Here is a 2176-nt window from a genome sequence, read left to right on the forward strand (position 1 = left end):
CGGTTCGGGCGAGCTGGATCTCGCGCTGGCCCCGCTGCTGCGCACCGGCGTGCGAGGGAGGGCTCGATGAGCGAACACGGCAGCGACACCGTCCACCAGCACGAGCACACTCAATCCGCACCTGCATCTGAACCCAACCACGAGCCGGCCCAATCCCGCACCAGCGACCAGCACCCCCTCGTTCACGACCGAGCGCAACCCCACGGCGTTGACGTCCTCGCTCATCAGGCACAAGCCGACAACGACGCCGCACCACTCCCCTCCCCAGCCGCCTTGCCGCCGAACGTACACGCCTTCCTCACCCGCGCGTTCCCCGGACGTGTCAATACCCTGCCGAATGACGCGGTCCTGCTGCTCGGCATCGCGTTGGCGCTGGCCGCAGTGGACCCCACGAAGCTGGGCAGCCGCGGACCGGTCGGCTGGCTGTTCGCGCTGGCGGCGCTGGTGGCGACGATCTGGGCCGCCCCGGTGGTGTCCCGGCGTCCGGCCGCGCAGTCGGTCCGGCTCACCAGCCAGGTTGCCCGCCATCGCAACACCGTGTTCGCCGTGGGCTGCACGATCGTGGCTGGCTTCAGTGATCCGCCGGTCTGGCTAATGGTCATCGACGCCGCGCTGCTGCTGGCGTATCTGCTCGCGGTCGACGCACTCGCGGCCGGCCCAGTAGGTAGCAGGCAACTGCGACGCGGCACGGCGCCTCTGTCCGCGCTCGCGGCAGTCGCGATCGTGCTGCTCGCCGCCCAGGCGCCGGTGAACTCGGGAGCAGTCTGGGGCCGGATCGTCGCGGCGCTCGCGGTGGCAGCAGCCGCGACAGCTGCCGGAGCGGCGCTGTGGATCAGGCAGACCGCCGGCCAGTCTTCTCGCGCGGGCCGGGAAGAAGCCCCCACGCGCCCCCGCCACCGCTAACCCCGCCAGCAGTCACGCACGCCAAGCTCGCCCCAAGCCCCAACCAAGCCGCGGCCGGCAAGTCGAGCCTGGTCCGCACCTCATCCCGACCCCACCCCTACACCTCATCCCAACCCCCGATCCGCGCACCTCATCCCAACCTCGACCGATCCACAACCCAGGATCCGACCGACCCGAACCAAATACACGATGCCTCTGTCCGCGCCGACCTCTAGCGTGGCCCTATGACGATCCGACCCTCCTGGCTAAACCCCTACCTTTCGCGCCTTGGCATTGCCGACCCGGGCGAACCGTCGCCTGAGTCACTGGCAGCGCTGCACCGAGCGCACGTAGAGCGGATCGCCTACGAGAACATCGACATTCAGCTCGGACGCCCTCAGAGCATCGACCCTGCCGACTCAATTCGCCGAGTGCTGTCGGGCCGCGGTGGCTACTGCTTCAACCTCAACGGCGCGTTGTCCACGCTGCTGTCCGCACTCGGTTATCGGGTAACGCGCCACCGCGGTGCGGTCCACAACGGCAATCTGGTCCCCACGCCCGATCGATACGGCAACCACATGGCCGTGACCGTCGATCTCGACGGCGAGATATGGATGGTCGATGCCGGTCTAAGCAACGCTCACCATGAGCCGATGCGCCTGGTCGAGGGCGAGCACCGACAGGGCCCCTTCGTCTTCCGGCTCGAGCGGGCGGGCTCCTGGTCACCCGACGTCCAGTCCGCACAGCCCGACGTCGCGCCGCTGGACGCGGATACCGGCCCGTCCGGCACCGCGCCGATCGATGGCGAAGCTGCTGGCGATAACTCCGACCCAGTCGAAATCTGGCGCTTCGTGCACGACACGACGCTGGCCAGCGGTTCTTTCGCGGCCATGGACTTCACGCTCGCCCCGGCGGACTGGACGCAGTTCCTTCCGTATCACGCCGAGTTGTCCACCTCGCCGACGTCGTCTTTCGTCAAGACCGCCCAGGTCTACCGACGCGATGCGCAGGGCACTGACTACATCATCGGCTGCGTCCTGCACCGTATCGAAGGCCCAGGTGCGCCGACCAAGCGCGAACTCACGTCGGTGACCGAGTGGTTCGAGGCGGCAACGGACGTGTTCGGCCTGGACCTCGCTGACGTGACCGCCGACGATCGCGAACGCCTGTGGCGCCGGATTCGCGCCGCGCACGAGGAGCGACTCGCCGAGCAGGCCGCAGCCGTCGCCGAGCCCGCACCGACACCGACACCGACACCGACACCGACACCGACACCGACACCGACACCGACACC

Annotated in this window: 2 protein-coding genes; both read left to right on the forward strand. The window is 68.8% G+C overall.

What is annotated here, in order from left to right; all coding sequences use genetic code 11:
* Positions 1-66: 66 nt before the first annotated feature.
* The gene (locus tag VFA16_RS12570) at positions 67-903 is read left to right on the forward strand and encodes a hypothetical protein (protein WP_324968127.1); all 837 of its coding nucleotides are present in this window, start codon (positions 67-69) and stop codon (positions 901-903) included.
* Between the two features lie 224 nt (positions 904-1127).
* A partial coding sequence (locus VFA16_RS12575; protein WP_324968128.1) for an arylamine N-acetyltransferase family protein occupies positions 1128-2176 on the forward strand: 1049 nt, incomplete at its 3' end.

The organism is Mycobacterium sp., from assembly GCF_035653355.1.
In the GTDB taxonomy this organism is placed as follows: Bacteria; Actinomycetota; Actinomycetes; order Mycobacteriales; family Mycobacteriaceae; genus Mycobacterium.